The sequence below is a fragment of the Mesorhizobium sp. B2-4-12 genome, from assembly GCF_006441575.1.
Taxonomy (GTDB): Bacteria; Pseudomonadota; Alphaproteobacteria; order Rhizobiales; family Rhizobiaceae; genus Mesorhizobium.
Window position 1 is genome coordinate 61,940 of sequence record NZ_VFVC01000012.1, and the last position, 17,350, is coordinate 79,289.

The window sequence follows — 17,350 nt, forward strand, 5'->3', positions numbered from 1 at the left end:
CGTCGCAATATGAGCTATCGCAGCGCAAAACAGCCAAATTACCCACGAGGGTCTGCAATAGGCTTACAAGGGGTGACGCTTTGCCCTTGGATTCCCAAGGGAATTCAGGTTCGAGCGTTCACCTTCAAATACGCCTGTCGGCGAACGAGATTGGCAATCTGTAACGTTTCAGTATATTGGCACCCCTGACCGGGCCTGAAGTCACGCCGCGCCGCTAATCGCGGCGATTGCGGACCCGGTGTGCGGCTGCTATGCGGCTCACGGGCGGGATGAATGAACAGACGGCGCACGAACAAGAACGATGATACGTCGGCGCAGGGGCGTCCGACGCTGAAGACGCTTGCCTTCATGACCGGGCTTGGCGTCACCACCGTCTCGCGGGCGTTGAAGGACGCTCCCGAGATTGGCGCCGAGACGAGGCGTCGCGTGCAGCTCGTGGCCAAGCAGATCGGCTATCGCCCAAACCGCGCCGGAGTGCGCCTGCGCACCGGCAAGACCAACGTCATCAGCCTTGTGCTCAACACCGAGCATGAGCTGATGAGCTTCGTCTCTGACATCATCTATGGCGTCACGGAAGTCATCGCCGGTACGCCTTACCATCTGATCGTCACGCCCTACTCGCGCTTGCAGGATCCGCTTGATCCGGTCCGCTATCTCGTGGAGACGGGCTCCGCCGATGGCGTCATCATTTCACGCACACAGCCGAACGATCCAAGGGCCCGCTACTTGCTGGAGCACGGCATCCCCTTCGCAACGCACGGCCGCACCGACATGGGGCTGGTGCACCCCTTTCATGATTTCGATAATTACGCCTTCGCGAGCGAGGCGGTGCGCCATCTCGCCGGCATGGGCCGACGTCGGCTCGCTCTGGTGGCGCCTCCGGTCGGTCTGACCTATCACCGCCACACGGTGAACGGTTTTGCCGACGCGCTGAGCGAGGTCGGCGCCTTGGAAGTGCCGTTCAGCACGGTTTCCATCGACCACTCGATCGAGCAGATCAGGACCAGGACCGCACAGTTGATGCGGCGCGATATCAGACCGGACGGCATCGTCAGCAGTGCCGCCGCCGCGACGCTCGCCATCGTGGCCGGCATAGAGGACGCCGGCCTGAAGCTCGGCCGCGACGTCGACGTGGTGTCGAAGCAGTCGTCCGAGTTGCTGCACCTGTTCCGGCATGAATTGCTGGTCGTCAACGAAGACTTCCGGCTGGCCGGTTCGGAGCTTGCCCGCTCGGTGCTCGGCTGGATCGGCGGCGTCGCACCCGGCTCGCTGCAAAGCCTGAGCGAGCCGAAGGGGGTAGTGGCCTATGGCGGTTAGCCAGGCGCTGGTCTAGCCGGCAGCGCCGCTGCCCCACGGTCCATGGAAGGCGCCCTGCTCGCCGATGCGCTCGAAGCCATGCGCGCCGAAGAAGTCGCGCTGCGCCTGGATCAGGTTGGAGGTGCCGCGGCCCTGGCGGTAGCTGTCGAAATAGGCAAGTGCGGAAGACAGCGCCGGCACTGGCGAACCGGCCTCCGAGGCCCGCGCCACCACGCGGCGCAGCGACGGATGCGCCTCCTGCATCATGGTGATGAAGGCCGGCGCCATCAAAAGGTTGGTCGAAGCGCCGCCGCTGCCGAAAGCTTCGGCCATCGTGTCCAGCATCTGCGAGCGGATGATACAGCCGGCACGCCAGATCTTGGCGATGGTCGGCATCGGCAGGTTCCAGTTGAATTCCTTCGAGGCGCCGCTCATCACCGCGAAGCCTTGCGCATAGGCGGCGATCTTGCCGGCGAACAGCGCCAGTTCGAGGTCTTTCAGCAGCGCGTCCTTGTCGCCGGAAATCTTCGTCACGCCGATATCGCCATAGGCCTTTTCGGCCGCCAGCCGCTCGTCCTTGAGCGACGACAGAACGCGCGCCGCCACCGCCGCCTCGATCGCGGTCGCTGGAATGCCGAGTTGCTGCGCCTCGATGACAGACCATTTGCCGGTGCCCTTCTGGCCAGCGCGGTCGAGAATGATGTCGACCACCGGCTTGCCGGTCTTCGGGTCGTCGGCGGCCAGCACCTTGGCGGTGATCTCGATCAGATAGGAGTTGAGCCGGCCCTTGTTCCAGTTGGTGAACACCGTGCCGATCTCCTTCGGCCCCATGTTGAGGCCGTCTCGCAGGACGCCGTAGATTTCGGCGATCATCTGCATGTCGGCATATTCGATGCCGTTATGGATGGTCTTGACGAAATGTCCGGCGCCGTCGGTGCCGAGCCAGGCGGCGCAGGGCTCATCCCTGAACTTGGCGGAGATGGCGGTCAGCACTTTCTCGACACGCTTCCAGGAGTCCTCCGTGCCGCCGACCATGATCGACGGTCCGTGGCGCGCACCCTCCTCACCGCCGGACACGCCCATGCCGATGAAGGTGAGGCCCGAGCCGGACAGCTCGGAAAAGCGCCGCATCGTGTCGCGGAAATTGGCATTGCCGGCGTCGATGACGATGTCGTTGTTGGACAGCACACCGCGCAGGGCTTCGATCTGTTCGTCGACCGGCTTGCCGGCCAGCACCATGATGATGATCGGGCGCGGCGGCCGGATCGCCGCGGCAAGTTCCTCCAGGCTGTAGCAGGGAACAATCATATCCCTGAGCGCACCGGCATTCTCGACGAAGGCGTCCGTGCGTGCCTTGGTCCGGTTGAAGACGGCGATGCGGTGCCCATGCTCGGCAATATTGAGCGCCAGGTTGGAACCCATCGTGCCAAGGCCGATCAGGCCTATTTCGGCTTTTTCCATCGTTTCTTCCCTGCTTCCGGATCGTCTGTTGAGCCGCGATTTGCGGGCGATACCCGTTCTTCCCGGGATGCCCGTTCTTTCCAGGATGATTGACGGGCCTTCAGGCCGCCGTCAACCGCCTCGCCAATTTGTGTTGCCAGTAAGCCGCCGAGTCCGCCTTGCAGGCGACCATATGGAAAATCACGGCCTGATGTCCACCGGCGCTTCGATCTTCACCATCTCGAAATCCGAGACCAGGATGTTGAGGCGAACCGTCCAGCGGCCTTGTACCGGGATGACGAGGTTGTCGATACGCCAGCCGCCATTGCCGGATTTGGTCGCCGCGCGCTTCAGCGGTTCGATTCCGGAATCCGGTTTCGACAGCACCAACGTCACTTCCCTGGCATCGAGCGGCCCGAAATCGCCGGTCATGATAATCATCGAGGCGGCGACCGGCCCGGCATGACCCGGCGTGATGGAGAGATCGGCCATTGCCTGCAGCGCATGGATGTGGATTGAAACCGGCTGTGCCGCCGCGATCGCCAGGGCCCGTGGCGGCGGCGTGAAGCGCCAGCCCGCGGCGACGCCGAAGATCGCCAGCACGATCAGCATTTCGACGCCGATCGAGCGGGTGAGCCTGCGTTGCACCTCCGTTGAGCCCCCCTCGGCCGAGGCGGTGAGTTTCCAGCGATTGACGGCGGCAAGCGTGAACAGGAAGACCAGCAATGCGAGCTTGTCCAGCAGCAGCCGGCCATAGGCGGTGCCGATCAGCGCCGGGGGCGTCTGTACCTGGATGATGGCGAGGACGACGCCGGCCGCGGCAAGCACGGCCACGACAGGCAGGATCGTCCATGAGAAGCGGCGCAGGAACGCAAGAGCGTCGACCGTTTGGCGCTTCAGCGCGAGACCGAGCGGCACCAGTGCGCCGGCCCAGAAAGCAATGCCGGCGCCATGGACGAACACCGACGGCCGTGTCAGCCATTGCGGCTCGGCCGCACTGGCATGGCCGCTGGCCGCGAGCGCGAGACCAACGCCAGCCAGACCGGCAAGGGCAAATGGCTTGGCCAACACACGCGGTCCAGCCAGCGACAGCAGGCCCAGCCCTAGCGCGATCAGGGCGATCAGCACCGTCCAGCCGAAGCTGGTGCCGAGCCCGGTCCGCCAGATCATCGGTTGCGCCAGCTGAGTGAGCGGCGCCCCCAGCGCATCGAGCCCTTGGAAACCAAGCGAGAGGGGTGCCGCCACCAGCCCGCACAGGATCGCGGCCGTCACGAAGCGCTGGCCGGCGCGTCCGTCCCCGGCCAGCCAGGCAAGGGCGAAGGCGCCGCCGACGCCGAGGAAAAGGCCGATATAGAGAAACACCTTGCCGATCCAGATCGCCGATCGTTGCGGCCAGTCGACCGCCTCGGACACGACGGGTGGTTCGCTCGGCGCGCCGATGGAAAATAAGAGCGAGCCGCCGACCGGATGCCCGTCGGTGGATATGACACGCCAGCTCAGCACATGTGTGCCGGACTTCAGCGCCCGCGGATTGTCGATCTCGACCGTCTGGTCGCTGAGGCGGAAGGATGTCAGCGGCATCGGCGTGCCGTCAGGTTTCACCAGCGTCAGCACCAGCGGCGAAACCGGCTCGCTGAAAGTCAGTAAGAACCGCGCCGGAGCCTGCGCCAGCACGGCACCGTCGGCCGGTTCAGTCTTGATCAACGCGGCATGGGCAAAGGCCTGGCTCGTCGAAACCATGACGATAAACGCCATGACCACGCAGAGCAGACCGCCGGCTGCCCAGCCGGCGCCCTTGCTGATCACAGCGGCCCTCTGAAGTGGGAATATCGCGTTCATGTCGTCGCCACCGAACTGGCGGCGCGCCCTGCGGACCGAGCGCGCCGCCAGGAGATCATTTCTTCGGCGTGAGCTTGATGCCGGGCGCCGGATTCTCCAGCGCGTCTTCATCCTGCCCTGCCGCCGGAATCTCGATCCAGCGCTCGGCGGCGCCGTCGCATTCCTGCACCACCGGGAAGTAGAGTTTCTGGTTGACGGGCAGATCAGCCGTCAGCGTCGCGCGGAAGACGAACTCGTCATAGAATTCATCCGGCAGGCTGCCGCCGCTCCAGTCGACTTCCTTGACCCCGTCGGTCACCGCCTGACCATAGAGCTGGTAGGATTTTTCATATTTGCCCTTCTTGGTCTGTAGCGTCCAACTCGGCTTCGGCATTGGCTTCACCGCGATCACCCCTTCCGGGATCTGCACGCGTACGGCGGTCGTGGCCTTGCCGTCGCAACCATGCGGCACCCGCAGCACGGCTTTGTAGGTCGAGCCGACCGCCGCTTCCTGGGTTTCGAGCGTTATGTGCGCGGAAGCGGCATTTGTCCCCAGCACGAGAAGCGTGCCGGCCGCCAAAAGATATTTGTTCATGATGGTCCCTCTGATTTCAAAATTCTGGAATAGGCTGATCAATGGGCGTGATCGTCCATGCCGCCCATCTCGCCCATGCCTTCGACAGCGAACTCGACATTGACCGTGCCGGCCTTCTCGAAGGTCAGCGTGGCGGCAAATTTTTCGCCCTGCTTGGGTTGCCGCTTCAGACCGATGAACATCAGGTGATAGCCGCCGGGCGCTAGTGCGACCTTGCCGCCGGCGGGGATCTCCAGGCTACCGGAAACCGGCCGCATGGTCATGACGCCGTCCTTGACGCCCATCTCATGCAGTTCGGCCTTTTCCGAGACATCGGAGGAAATCGACAGCAGCCGGTCCGGCGCGCTGCCTTTGTTGGTGATGGTGAAGTAGCCTCCGGCCACCTTGGCGCCGGCCGGCGTTGCGCGCGACCAGGGATGCTCGATCTCGAGATCGCCGATCTTGAACTCATGCGCCAGGACAGTCTGGGCGCCGACGAACGACAGGACAAGAGCCAGCGCGGCAATGCCGAGACGCTCCTGAAGGTAAGACAATATGCGGCCGAACATAGGGCGCGCCATAGGGGAATGATGGGACATGGTTGCTGCATGAAGTGATGATCGCGCCGTTGCCGGTCGCGAGCGTTTTGATCTTTGGACGGGCGCCCGCGAAAGGTTTCGCCGGGCAAGCAGGCTCAGGCCGCCAGCGGCGGCGCGCGCGGATTCGACGGCGAGCGCTCGCGCGCGAAGTCGAGATGAATGCTCGCCGGGAAGACGAAGGCGACCGTTTCAAAGGAAAGGCTGGCCAGTGCCAGCCCGGCATCGGGCGGCGGCGCGAAAGCCGACGAAAGCATGCTGCAGCCGAGCGTACAGCAGGCCGGCAGATGGGACGGGTGCTCGTCACCATCAGGAAGCTGGGTGGCGCCATCGTGGGTGCAGATGACATTGCCGAAAGCGTCGAACTGCGTGGCATTCGGGCCGGCGACGAAGGCAAACGCACCGAGCGTCGACTGGAGCAGCAGCAGATAGGCCGCGACAAGCGCGACCGGCATGCTCCACCGTCTCCCCCGGCTGTTCAAAAGATTTGCCTCTTCAAGCGACTGGACGATACCTATCACGGGGCCGCCGAGTGGAAAAACGCAAAATTCGATGCTGCGGCAACGCGGCGCGATCAGGATTTTTGCGACCGGCTTTCCGGGATCGACGTCAGCAATGTCTGACGTGCCGACTTCAGGTGCTTGCGGCAGGCGGCGTCGACCTTGCCGAGATCGCGCGATTTGAGCGCCTCGATATAGGCAAGATGCTCGCCGACCGCGACTTCGTTGCGCTCGCGTTCCTGCGCCTTGTTCCACTGATAGTGGTAATGGAAGATCATGGCGATGACATCGTAGAAATCGACGATGAAGCGGTTGTGCGAGGCACGATGGATGAGCCGATGGAAGCGTTCGTCCAGCTCCGAAAACGCGTTGAAGCGCGTGGCGATCTCGTCTGCCAGTTGGCGATGTTCGTCCTCCAGGCGGTCGAGATCGGCCCAGACAGGGCTGTCCTGCGGCAGGGCGGCGAAGGCGGCCGCCGAGCGCAGCTCGAACATTTCGCGGATTTCGGTCAGTTCGAGCGCGAAGGCGCGGGTAAAACCCTTCAGAACCCAATGGCTGTTGCGGCGCTTCTCGATCAAACCGAAGCGGGAGAAGCGGATCAGGAACTCGCGCACGCTGGTGGTGCCGACGCCGATCTCGCGCGCGAGTTCGAGCTCGTTGATCTGCATGCCGGCCTCGGCGCCGTCGGCGAGCAGCCGTCGCATGAAGGACCGCTCGATGATCTCGGCCAGCGTGTCGGTCTCCTCCTCCGGGAAGAAATCATCGGGACGCGGGTCGCGCAGCACCGTCTTGGCGCGCTTGTTCCAGGCGATCAGCCCGGTTTCCTCCATGCGTGAAAGGATGCTGCGCACCGTCGTGCGGCTGACGCCGAGCAGCGCGCCGAGTTCCGGTTCCGACGGCAGGCTGCGTGTCTCGTCAAGTAGCCTGAGGCAGCGGTTGTAGGCGTCCTTGTAGACGTTGTTGCTCTTCGACATCCCTGACCCATCGATGCCGGCGCTTGCGGCGGCCGGCTTGAAGCGCAATATGACGTTCCCATGACCCTAAAAAGCGGAATCGCTTTCGCTGGAGTCGGTTCATTGTTTGCAGCGCCACCACTTGCGCGGGGCACGCGGAACTGCTCGCGAAAAAACAATTGACGCAAAACTGTTTTTTCACGATAAAAGACATTAACTCTTAACAGGCGCGTGTCAATGCGCGCATCCCAGGATCACCCAGGAAGCCGCCCGTGAACGTCTCGAACACCATTCTTCTGTCCCCCGCCGACAATGTCGCCGTTGCCAATGGCCGCATCGAGATCGGCACCGCGCTGCCGGGCGGCGCGCTTGCCACCGCCGTCATCGAGCCCGGCCACAAGGTGGCGATCAAGCCGATCGCCGCTGGTGAAGCTGTGGTCAAATACGCCCAGGCGATCGGCCGCGCCACGATAGACATCGCGCCGGGCGAGCATGTCCATTCGCACAATCTGGTTTTCGAGGCCGGCCGTCTGCCGGTGGTGCCGCCGAGCGAGGCCGAGCACGCGACCGAGGCCGACCGCGCCCGCACCTTCATGGGTTACCGCCGCGCCGACGGCCGCGCCGGCACGCGCAACTTCATCGGCATCATCGCCAGCGTCAATTGCTCGGCCACCGTCTGCCATTCCATCGCCGACACGGCCAACCGGACCCTGCTGCCGAAATATCCCGGCATCGACGGCTTCGTGCCCATCGTCCACGGCCAGGGCTGCGGCATGAGCGGCACAGGCGACGGCATGATGGTGCTGCACCGCACGCTCGCGGGCTATGCCCGCCACCCGAATTTCGGTGGCGTGCTGATGGTCGGTCTCGGCTGCGAGGTCAACCAGTTGACCCTCTACGGCCAGAAGGGCGCCGCCGCCGGCAAGCGCCACTTCAACATCCAGGATGCCGGCGGGTCGCGCAAATCGGTGGAAAAGGCGATGGGCGTATTGGCCGAGATCGCCGAGGAAGTGGGCCAACTGAAGCGCGAGCCGATCCCGGTCAGCGAGATCGTCGTCGGCCTGCAGTGCGGCGGCTCCGACGGCATGTCAGGCATCACGGCCAACCCGGCGCTGGGTGCGGCCGTCGACATCCTGGCCGGCGTCGGCGGCATCGGCATCCTCTCCGAGACGACGGAAATCTATGGCGCCGAACATCTGCTCGCCTATCGCGCGGCGACGCCCGAGATCGCCAGGAAGCTCGATGGCTACGTGAAATGGTGGGAAGACCATGTCGCCAAGCATGGCGCCTCGATCGACAACAATCCCTCGCCCGGCAACAAGCGCGGCGGCCTCACCACGATCCTCGAAAAATCGCTGGGCGCGGTCGCCAAGGGCGGCCAGACGCCACTCAACGGCGTGTTCGGCTATGCCGAGAAGGTCACCGGCAACGGATTGGTGTTCATGGACACGCCCGGCTACGACCCGGTCTCGGCCACCGGCCAGGTCGCGGGCGGCGCCAATGTCATCGTCTTCACCACCGGCCGCGGTTCCTGCTTCGGCTGCCGGCCGACACCGTCGATCAAGGTCGCCACCAACTCGACCATGTATCACCAAATGGAAGAGGACATGGACGTCAATTGCGGCGTCATCGCCTCGGGCGAAAAGACCATCGCCGGCATGGGCCGCGAGATCTTCGAACTGATCGTCGAGACGGCTTCCGGCCGCAAGACCAAGAGCGAGGATTTTGGCTACGGCGATAACGAGTTCGTGCCCTGGCACCTCGGCGCGACGCTCTAGCTCTTTGCATTCGCGCAATTCCGGAACGGCGACGAACTTTTCCCGGAATTGCTCTGGATGATATCTTGGTTCCGCGCAATGGAGGAGGTTGTGCATGGAAAAACGCCGCATCGGCCGGACGCCGCTCGAGGTCACCGAGGTCAGCTTCGGCGGCGCCGCGATCGGCGGCCTCTACCGCGCCTGTTCGCGCCAGGCGGCGATGGAGACGCTGCAGGGCGCCTGGGATGCGGGCCTGCGCTATTTCGACACCGCGCCCTTCTACGGTTTCGGCCTGTCGGAACGGCGCTTCGGCGATTTCCTGCGCTACAAGCCGCGCGATTCCTATGTCTTGTCCACCAAGGTCGGCCGCCTGTTCCGCCCGGTCCCTGAAGACCAGGTTCCCGACCACTCCTATGTCGATCCCCTGCCCTTCGCGCTGGACTATGACTATTCCTATGACGGCATCATGCGGTCGGTCCACTTCAGCTACGCACGGCTCGGCCTGAACAGAATAGACATCCTCTACGTGCATGACATCGGCGTCTACACGCATGGCGGCGAGAAGACCAAGCTGCACTTTCGCCAGTTGATGGATGGGGGCATCAAGGCGCTCGAGGAGTTGAAACGGGCCGGCACCATTTCCGCCTATGGGCTCGGCGTCAACGAGGTCCAGATCTGCCTCGACGTGATGCGCCGGGCGCCCCTCGACTGCATCCTGCTCGCCAGCCGTTACTCCTTGCTCGACCGCAGCGCGGAAGCCGAACTGCTGCCGCTGTGCCGGGCCCAACAGACTTCGCTGGTCATAGGCGGTGTCTTCAATTCCGGCATATTGGCGACCGGACCGGTGCAAGGCGCGCATTTCGACTACCAGCCCGCCAGCCGGGACGTGCTCGACCGGGTCGACGCCATGGAGGAAATCGCCGACGAAGGCGGTTATCCGCTGGCCGCTGCCGCGTTCCAGTTTCCCCTCCACGAGCCAGCAGTCGCCACCGTGCTGACCGGCACCGCCAAGCTCGCGAACCTGACACGCAACCTCGAACTACTCGATATCGACGTGCCGGAGACGGAATACGCCAAATATCGTCCCTACACGGTGGTACAGAAACTGGCGTGAGCGGCCACCCCGACAGACCGAAGGGAGGTTTCACTGCACAAATCCGTCAGCCACAAATAAGAATGAACATTCCATATTGACTAAGATATGGAATTAACGTTCCATACATCGACGGAGCGGAACGGGAGCGTTTTAATGGCGCCAAGGAGCGCGGCGTGTGAATATGTCAGTGCCCGCGAGGCGTGAAACACCGCTTGCGTCGGCCGGATCGATGCATTATCAAAACAGGGCAATTGTTTTTTATTGATAAAGTTCCGTTTGGGCCGCGCCTATCCGAACAGAACTTCCGTGACGTTTCACCGGGCGACTAGGGAGGAAATACCTATGAACTTCGTGACCAGCATTCTCAATCGCCGCGCGGTGGTGGCGCTCGCAGCCGCCTCCATGCTCGCCGGCATGATGCACTCGGCTCCGGCTTCGGCGGCTGACGTGACCATTCCGATCATCGTCAAGGACACCACGTCCTTCTACTGGCAGATCGTTCTGGCCGGTGCCCGCAAGGCCGGCAAGGATCTCGGCGTCAACGTGCCGGAACTCGGCGCCCAGGCCGAAACCGACGTCAACGGCCAGATCTCCATCCTTGAGAATGCCGTCGCCGGCAACCCGGCCGCCGTCGTCATCGCGCCGACGGAAGCCAAGGCGCTCGGCAAGCCGATCGACGAAGCCGCCGCCAAGGTCAAGATCATCGGCATCGACTCCAGCGCCGACTCCAAGGCCTTCACCTCGTTCCTCACCACTGACAACGTGCAGGGCGGCCGCGTCGCGGCCGACGGTCTTGCAGCGGCCATCGGCGCCGCCAATGGCGGCAAGGTCGAGGGCAAGGTTGCCCTGATCACCGCGCTCCCCGGGGCCGGCTCGCTCGAGCAGCGCGCCCAGGGCTTCAAGGAAGAGCTCAAAGCCAAGTACCCCGGCCTTGAACTCATTGCTGACAAATATGCCGACGGCCAAGCCACCACCGGCCTCAACATCGCGACCGACCTGATCACCGCCAATCCGGACCTGAAGGGCATCTTCGCGTCCAACCTGATCATGGCGCAGGGCGTCGGCCAGGCGGTCGCCGAGAACAAGCTTGCCGGCAAGGTCGCGCTGATCGGTTTCGACAGCGACGAGAAGCTGATCAAGTTCCTGAATGACGGCGTCATTTCCGGCCTCGTCGTCCAGGATCCCTACCGGATGGGCTATGACGGCATCAAGACCGCGCTTGCCGCGTCCAAGGGAGAGAAGGTCGAGGCCAATGTCGACACCGGCGCCAATCTGGTCACCAAGGCCAACATGAAGGAACCCAAGATCGACGCGCTGCTCAATCCGAAGCTCAACTGAGCATCAGCACGGAAACATGGTTTCCGGGGCCCCGGCCCCGGAAACCAACGTATATCGCTTGGAAATCCGCCGCCTTGAGCTAGGCTGCTCCGGCGGGAGTTCCAAAGCCTCGCAGCGCGCCAAATCGTGAGGCCAATCTGGGAGGCCAGTCTGGAGGATTGTCATGACATCGACCGCGCAAGACCTGCACCCTGCCCCAGTGCTGGAGCCCGGCAGGACGATCCTGGAACTGCGCGGCCTCGAGAAGAAATATCCGGGCACCCACGCGCTGAAGCCGGTCAACCTCGCCTTCAAGTCGGGCGAGATCCACGCCATCGTCGGCGAGAATGGTGCCGGCAAATCCACCCTGATCAAGCTGCTGACCGGCGTCATGCCGCGCACCTCCGGCGAGGTGATCTGGGAAGGCAAGCCGGCGGCACTCGCGACCCCGCACGAGGCGATGGAGCTGGGCATCAACGCCGTCCACCAGGAGGTCGTGCTCTGCCGTCACCTGACCGTCGCCGCCAATATGTTCCTCGGCGAGGAGAATTCGCGCTTCGGCATCCTGCAGCAGCGCGCCATGGTCAAGGAAGCGCAGAAGATCATCGACGGTCTCGGCTTCGACCTGCCCGCGCATGTCACTCTTGGCGACCTCACTATCGGGCAGCAACAGCTGATCGCCGCCGCCCGCGCCACCGTGCGCGGCACCAAATTCCTGATCTTCGACGAGCCGACCGCTTATCTGACCCGCAAGGAGGCCGACCAGCTCTTCACCCTGATCCGCCGGCTGAAGTCCGAGGGCGTGACCATCATCTATATCAGCCACCGCATGGAGGAAGTCTTCGAACTGGCCGATCGCGTCTCCGTGCTGCGCGACGGCACGCTGGTCGGTACCAGGAACATCAGTGAGACCAACGACGCCGAACTGGTCAAGCTGATGATCAACCGCTCGATCGAACAAATCTACCACAAGGAGCATTTCACGCCGGGCGCCGCGATCATCGAGGCCAGGAACCTCTCGGGCAAAGGCTTCGAGAACGTGTCGATGACAGTCCGCGCCGGCGAGATCGTCGGGCTCTACGGCCTGATCGGCGCCGGACGCAGTGAATTCGTCACCACGCTCTACGGCCGGCACCGCAAATCGGCCGGCCAGATCCTGTGGGAGGGCAAGGACGTCCAGATCAATTCCGAGCATGATGCCATCAAGCTCGGCATGGCGCTGGCGCCGGAAAGCCGCCGCGACCAGGGCCTCTGCCTCAACCTGCCGGTCGGCCTCAACCTCAATCTGCCGATCTACAAGCGCATCTCCAACAATCTCTTGATCTCCGGCGCCCAGGAAAAGACCCAGGCCGACCGACAGATCGCCGATCTCAGGATCAAGACGCCGACACGCAATGCATTGGCCTCCAGCCTGTCGGGCGGTAACCAGCAGAAGATCGTCATCGGCAAGTGGCTGGCCCATGGCGCCAAGTTGTTCATCTTCGACGAGCCGACGGTCGGCGTCGACGTCGGCACCAAGGCCGAGATCTACCGCCTGTTCAGCGCGCTCCTGTCGAAAGGCGCCGGCATCATCCTGATCTCGTCCTATTTGCCGGAGGTCTATGAACTGGCCGACACACTGCACGTGTTCCGCCGCGGCAAGCTGGTGGCGACGCATGGGTTTCGAACCGCCGATCACGAGGACATTCTCACACAGGCGCTCGCCGAGAAACAAGAAAAGCTGGGAGGAAAGATATGAGCACCGAGGTGATTCCTGCCGAAAAACCGAAGCGCAACTATAACGCCCTGTTCGGGTTGACGCTGCTGGCGCTGCTGGTGCTGCTCTGGGTCATCCTGTCGCTGGCGACATCGAGCTTCGCCTCGGCCAACAACATCTCGAACCTTTTGCGTCAAGGCTCGATGATCGCCATCCTGGCTGTCGGCCAGACCTTCGTCATCATCACCGGCGGCATCGATCTGTCCGTCGGCGCCGTGGTCGGCTTCGCCACCGTCATTGCGGCAATGCTGATCAATGCCGGCATCCCGGTTTTCCTCGCCATCCTGCTCACCCTGCTGGTCGGCGTCGCCATCGGCCTCTTCCATGGCTTTGGCATCGTCAAGATGGGCCTCCCGCCCTTCATCATCACCCTGGCGACGCTGACGTCGCTGCGCGGCATCGGCCTTCTGATGACCAACGGCAATTCGATCTCGATCAACAATGATGCCTTCCAGGAATTCTCGCGCAATTCCTTCCTCGGCGTCCCCAATCTGTTCTGGATGGTCCTCCTGGTCGGCATACCCGCTTACGTCTTCCTGCATCACAGCCGCTGGGGCCGTTATCTCTTTTCGGTCGGCTCGAATGCCGAGGCCTCGCGCCTGTCCGGCGTCAATGTCCAGCGCACCATCTTCATGGCCTACACGCTGTCGGGTCTCTGCGCGGCGTTCGTCGGCGTGCTGCTCGCGTCGCGCATCGGCATCGGCAATCCGACCCAGGCCGAGGGCTGGGAACTGCAGGCGATCGCCTCGTCGGTGATCGGCGGCACCTCGCTGTTTGGCGCCGTCGGCTCGGTGCACGGCCCACTGCTCGGCGCCTTCATCTTGGCCACCATCAACAACGGCGCCAACCTGCTCAACGTCAACGCCTTCTGGCAGCGTGTCATCACCGGCGTGCTGATCATCGTCATCGTCTATTTCGACGGTCTGCGCCGCCGCGGCAAATAGATCCTCCCTGACCCAATGCGCCGGTCGGCTCAGCCGCAGGCCGGCGCCCTTTTTGAAACTGGAACTGCGTCATGAAAGCCGTCGTCTGCCGTTCGCCCGGCGACCTCATCCTGGAAGATCGTCCCGCACCCGGCCGACCGCTCCCCGGCTGGGCGCTGGTCGCGGTCAGCCATGTCGGCATCTGCGGCACCGACTACCATATTTTCGAGGGTAAGCACCCCTTCCTCGCCTACCCCAGAATCATGGGCCATGAGGTGTCGGGGGCGGTCATCGAGACCGGTGAAGGCGTCGATCTGGCCATTGGCGAGCCGGTCGTCATCAACCCCTATCTTGCTTGCGGCACATGCATCGGCTGCCGGCATGGCAAGCCGAATTGCTGCGTGCGGATCGAAGTGCTCGGAGTGCATCGCGATGGTGCCATGTGCGAACAGATCCTGGTGCCGGCACGGAACCTCTATCCCGCCAACGGCCTGTCGCTCGCCGACGCCGCGGCGATAGAATTCCTGGCCATCGGCGCGCATGCCGTGCGGCGCTCGCGCGCTGAACCCGGCGCGCGCACTCTGATCATCGGCGCCGGCCCGATCGGGCTGGGCACCGCCCTCTTCGCCCGTATCGCCGGGCTCGATGTCAGCCTGCTCGACATGAGCAGCGAAAGACTGGCCTTTGCCGCAAGCGAGCTCGGCTTCTCGATCCTTGACGGTTCGCAAGCGCCGGCGGCCGATCTGGTACGGGAGGCAACCGGCGGCGAAGGGTTCGACGTGGTCTTCGACGCCACCGGCAACACCCAGTCGGTGCAGTCAGCCTTCGCCCATGTCGCGCATGGCGGGACGCTGGTGCTGGTCAGCGTCGTCAAGGATGACATCGCCTTCTCCGACCCGGAGTTCCACAAACGGGAGATGACGCTGATCGGCAGCCGCAACGCCTTGCGCGCCGACTTCGAGCATGTCGCCGCTTCGATCCGCAGCGGCGCCGTGCCGTTGGCCAGGCTCGTCACCCACCGCACCACTCTGGCCGGCACGCCGCTCGACCTCGCCCGCTGGGCGCACGAGAAATCGGGCTTGATCAAGGCCGTGATCGAGGTCGGATAAGATATCCGTTCCAACACGAGATTCGGCGGATCGTTAAGCGGGGACTTTGGCAGATCGCTGCCTTGGCAACTGGCCGAAACACCTATCGCCTCGTCATCCTATGACGGAGCAAGGAGCGACGCGGCGCAGATCATAGGATCCATGCCGCGACCTCGAAGCGTTGCCGCAGTGCAGAACGCTGCATCCCTCGGCCGACATCGCGGCATGATCCTTGGGTCTCCGCGACGTCGCTTCGCGACTGCTTCGCCCAAGGATGACAACGTTGGGCGCTAATTGATCACCGACAACTTCAACTCGACCCGCTCTGCCGGAAAGCGCGACTCCGAAAACTGGATCGGTTGGCCGTCGGGCGTGACGTTGACGGCGACCGTGACCAGCACGATGGCGCCGGGCTGCAGGTCGAGGTCGGCAAGGTCGGCCGCATCGGCATGGCGCGCCGACAGCACGGTCGATTGCCGGAGATAATCATCTATTCCGAAACGCGCCAGCGACGCCGTGACCGATCCTGTCTCAGCCATGGCCTTGTCGATACCGGCAAAGCGCCTGGCATCGAACCAGCCGGCGGCGCGTGACACCGGCCGGCCGTCGGCTTCACCGCGCGTCTCCAGCCTTACCACCTCCGCCCCTTTGGCCAACCCAAGACCCTCGGCGACACGCTGGCTGGCGGACTCGACCGATGAGGAGAGCAACACGATGTGCCGTTCAGACGTCTGCCCTTGCAGGCCGGTGGAAAAGCGCGTGCGCGCGCCGATCGGATAGGAGAGCCGCTTGCGCGACAGCACGAAAGTGCCGCGTCCCTGCTCGGCCCGCAAAATCCCTTCCTGGACAAGGGCCGATATGGCGCTGCGAACGGTATGGCGGTTGACACCGTAGCGTTCGGCCAGCGCCACCTCGGGCGGCAGCGCGGCATTCTCGGCGAAATCGCCGATGGCGATCGATTGCAGAATCTTGTCGGCGATCTGGCGCCATAACGAAACGCCGCTGCGTCGCTCTATGCTGTCGGCCATTTGCTGCCCGATCATCCCCTGGCCCCACCCTCTCAATCTTGTCATCCACCCGTCATGGACTCACGCTAGATAAAGAGTATAATTTGTATAGTCGTCTATATCAATAGACAAATTTAACAGCAAGGAAAACAGGCGATGCGAGGACAGGAAGCCCGCGACCAGGCCGAGCGGAAGGCCGCCATGGCGACGCTGGCGCAATCGAGCGGCGACGACATCGTCCGGCTCTGGAACGAGGCCGGCCTGCCTTCGCAAGCCGAGCTGCTGCGCGGTCCCGAAACCGGCCTGGTGACGCTGCGCGGCCGCATCGGCGGCGGCGGTGCGCCATTCAATGTCGGTGAAGCGACCGTCACCCGAGCCACTGTCCGGCTGCCGTCCGGACAGGTCGGCCATTGCTACGCGCTTGGCCGCGACAAGCAGAAGGCGAAGCTGGCGGCCATCGCCGATGCGCTGTGGCAGGACCCCGCCCACCGCACCGTGGTCGAGACCAGGCTGATCGCGCCTTTGCGGACTGCGCTCGCCACTGCCCATGAAAAGCGCCGCGCCGAGACGGCGGCAACGAAGGTGGATTTCTTCACCATGGTTCGCGGAGAAGACTGATGGACATCGCAGCCCAATCGATCGAGGGCGGATTCGCCGATCCGGTCTTCAACGCGCAGACCGTTTTCCGAGCGATCATGGACGCGATGGCGCGGCCGGGCAGCGTGCAACCCTTGCCGGTCCTTGCCCGGCCGCCGGCGCCGCTTTCGGCAACCGCCGGTGCCATCGCGCTGGCGCTCTGCGACAGCGATACGCCGCTCTGGCTCGACCCTGCCCTGCACGCCTCCGCGGCGGTCATCTCCTGGCTTGGCTTCCACACTGGCGCGCCGCTGGCCAACACGCCCGCCGACGCGCATTTCGCCTTTGTCGCCACGCCCGCCGAGATGATGGCGCTCGACGGTTTTTCGCAGGGCACGCAGGATTATCCCGACCGCTCGACGACCCTGATCCTGCAGGTCAGCGACCTCGGTTCGGGCGTCCCGCTGCGGCTCGAAGGCCCCGGCATCGAGACCAGCGCCACGATCGCGCCGGCGCAGATGCCGCGTCATTTCATCGAGCAGTGGAAGCAGAATACCAAGCGCTTTCCGCGTGGCGTCGACATCATCCTCGCCGCCGCCGACGGCATAGCTTGCCTGCCGCGCACGACGCGCATCAAGACGATGGAGGCGTAA

Annotated in this window: 16 protein-coding genes; 9 read left to right on the plus strand and 7 right to left on the minus strand. The window is 63.8% G+C overall.

Annotation, left to right across the window (positions count from 1 at the left end; translation table 11 throughout):
• Positions 1 to 273: 273 nt before the first annotated feature.
• The gene (locus tag FJ934_RS10045; protein ID WP_140609250.1) at positions 274 to 1,317 is read left to right on the plus strand and encodes a LacI family transcriptional regulator; all 1,044 of its coding nucleotides are present in this window, start codon (positions 274 to 276) and stop codon (positions 1,315 to 1,317) included.
• Between the two features lie 12 nt (positions 1,318 to 1,329).
• Here FJ934_RS10045 and gndA read toward each other — a convergent pair whose 3' ends face one another.
• The 6 genes from gndA to FJ934_RS10075 all read right to left on the minus strand — a co-directional run bounded on the left by gndA (position 1,330) and on the right by FJ934_RS10075 (position 7,198).
• Positions 1,330 to 2,757 carry an NADP-dependent phosphogluconate dehydrogenase gene (gene gndA / locus FJ934_RS10050; RefSeq protein WP_140609252.1) on the minus strand — a complete coding sequence of 476 codons (1,428 nt, stop codon included), beginning with the start codon at positions 2,755 to 2,757 and terminating at the stop codon, positions 1,330 to 1,332.
• A 180-nt stretch (positions 2,758 to 2,937) separates the two neighbouring features.
• Complete coding sequence (locus FJ934_RS10055) at positions 2,938 to 4,575, minus strand: copper resistance CopC/CopD family protein (protein WP_140609254.1); 1,638 nt, start codon at positions 4,573 to 4,575, stop codon at positions 2,938 to 2,940.
• Positions 4,576 to 4,630: 55 nt separating this feature from the next.
• Positions 4,631 to 5,149 carry a YcnI family protein gene (locus FJ934_RS10060; protein WP_140609256.1) on the minus strand — a complete coding sequence of 173 codons (519 nt, stop codon included), beginning with the start codon at positions 5,147 to 5,149 and terminating at the stop codon, positions 4,631 to 4,633.
• Between the two features lie 38 nt (positions 5,150 to 5,187).
• Positions 5,188 to 5,727, minus strand: coding sequence for a copper chaperone PCu(A)C (locus tag FJ934_RS10065; protein ID WP_140609258.1), 540 nt, complete (start codon positions 5,725 to 5,727; stop codon positions 5,188 to 5,190).
• A 95-nt stretch (positions 5,728 to 5,822) separates the two neighbouring features.
• Complete coding sequence (locus tag FJ934_RS10070) at positions 5,823 to 6,179, minus strand: DUF2946 family protein (RefSeq protein WP_140609260.1); 357 nt, start codon at positions 6,177 to 6,179, stop codon at positions 5,823 to 5,825.
• A gap of 119 nt (positions 6,180 to 6,298) precedes the next feature.
• Positions 6,299 to 7,198 carry a GntR family transcriptional regulator gene (locus FJ934_RS10075; RefSeq protein WP_140609262.1) on the minus strand — a complete coding sequence of 300 codons (900 nt, stop codon included), beginning with the start codon at positions 7,196 to 7,198 and terminating at the stop codon, positions 6,299 to 6,301.
• Between the two features lie 251 nt (positions 7,199 to 7,449).
• Between FJ934_RS10075 and FJ934_RS10080 the strand changes: the two genes are divergently transcribed.
• The 6 genes from FJ934_RS10080 to FJ934_RS10105 all read left to right on the plus strand — a co-directional run bounded on the left by FJ934_RS10080 (position 7,450) and on the right by FJ934_RS10105 (position 15,135).
• Positions 7,450 to 8,955 (plus strand): altronate dehydratase family protein, encoded by a 1,506-nt coding sequence (locus tag FJ934_RS10080; RefSeq protein ID WP_140609264.1) that lies wholly within the window; start codon positions 7,450 to 7,452, stop codon positions 8,953 to 8,955.
• Between the two features lie 94 nt (positions 8,956 to 9,049).
• Positions 9,050 to 10,048 (plus strand): aldo/keto reductase, encoded by a 999-nt coding sequence (locus FJ934_RS10085; protein ID WP_140609266.1) that lies wholly within the window; start codon positions 9,050 to 9,052, stop codon positions 10,046 to 10,048.
• Positions 10,049 to 10,372: 324 nt separating this feature from the next.
• Positions 10,373 to 11,368: an ABC transporter substrate-binding protein gene (locus FJ934_RS10090; RefSeq protein WP_140609268.1), complete on the plus strand. Its 996-nt coding sequence runs from the start codon at positions 10,373 to 10,375 to the stop codon at positions 11,366 to 11,368.
• 163 nt (positions 11,369 to 11,531) lie between these two features.
• On the plus strand, positions 11,532 to 13,085 hold the full coding sequence (locus FJ934_RS10095; RefSeq protein WP_140609270.1) for a sugar ABC transporter ATP-binding protein: 1,554 nt from the start codon (positions 11,532 to 11,534) through the stop codon (positions 13,083 to 13,085).
• Complete coding sequence (locus FJ934_RS10100; protein ID WP_140609272.1) at positions 13,082 to 14,047, plus strand: ABC transporter permease; 966 nt, start codon at positions 13,082 to 13,084, stop codon at positions 14,045 to 14,047. The genes FJ934_RS10095 and FJ934_RS10100 overlap by 4 nt, the downstream gene beginning before the upstream one ends.
• A gap of 71 nt (positions 14,048 to 14,118) precedes the next feature.
• Positions 14,119 to 15,135, plus strand: coding sequence for a zinc-binding alcohol dehydrogenase family protein (locus FJ934_RS10105; RefSeq protein ID WP_140609274.1), 1,017 nt, complete (start codon positions 14,119 to 14,121; stop codon positions 15,133 to 15,135).
• A gap of 269 nt (positions 15,136 to 15,404) precedes the next feature.
• Here the strand turns inward: FJ934_RS10105 and phnF are convergent, their stop codons facing one another.
• Positions 15,405 to 16,157 (minus strand): phosphonate metabolism transcriptional regulator PhnF, encoded by a 753-nt coding sequence (phnF, locus tag FJ934_RS10110; RefSeq protein WP_140609276.1) that lies wholly within the window; start codon positions 16,155 to 16,157, stop codon positions 15,405 to 15,407.
• 120 nt (positions 16,158 to 16,277) lie between these two features.
• On the opposite strand from phnF, the gene phnG reads away from it, so the two are divergent.
• Both phnG and phnH read left to right on the plus strand, forming a co-directional pair.
• The gene (gene phnG / locus FJ934_RS10115) at positions 16,278 to 16,739 is read left to right on the plus strand and encodes a phosphonate C-P lyase system protein PhnG (protein WP_140609278.1); all 462 of its coding nucleotides are present in this window, start codon (positions 16,278 to 16,280) and stop codon (positions 16,737 to 16,739) included.
• A complete protein-coding gene (phnH, locus tag FJ934_RS10120; RefSeq protein WP_140609280.1) occupies positions 16,739 to 17,350 on the plus strand; it encodes a phosphonate C-P lyase system protein PhnH in 612 nt (203 codons plus the stop codon). Before phnG ends, phnH begins: the two co-directional genes overlap by 1 nt.